The sequence below is a fragment of the Pseudonocardia sp. SID8383 genome, from assembly GCF_009864975.1.
Taxonomy (GTDB): domain Bacteria; phylum Actinomycetota; class Actinomycetes; order Mycobacteriales; family Pseudonocardiaceae; genus Pseudonocardia; species Pseudonocardia alni.
In genome coordinates this window covers 1-377 of the sequence record NZ_WWFY01000833.1, presented here as the reverse complement: position 1 = coordinate 377, position 377 = coordinate 1, and the positions used below count along the sequence as shown (strand labels likewise).

Genomic DNA, 377 nt, shown 5'->3' with positions numbered 1-377 from the left:
AGCGGGCCGCCGGTGCCGCGGCGCGTCGCGAGCCGCACCGCGCCCAGCGCGACGACGGCGACGGTCAGCAGGACCGGCAGGCGTCGTCCCCAGGTGCCCTGGTCGTCGGGGCCGAGGAGGTTGGCGTAGTGCACGAACTCCTGCCACCACTGGTACTGGAAGTAGTACCAGCGGTGCACGGCGACGGACTCGCGCACGTCGGCGAGGGTCTGGTCGGCCAGCCCGAGCGGCACGACCACGCTGGCCGCGGCGAACGCGACGGCGGCCGTCGCGAGCCGGGTGGCCCACGGCGCGTGCGCGAGGTGCCACCACACCAGCGGTAGCGCGAGCAGCAGCGGCATCGCGGCGACCAGCGCGGTCGGCGCGGTCGTCACCCC

General features: G+C 76.1%; 1 protein-coding gene. It reads right to left on the bottom strand.

The window, feature by feature from the left end:
• Window positions 1-377: arabinosyltransferase domain-containing protein (locus tag GTW08_RS19995; RefSeq protein ID WP_202417443.1), on the bottom strand; the 377-nt coding region annotated here is incomplete at both ends.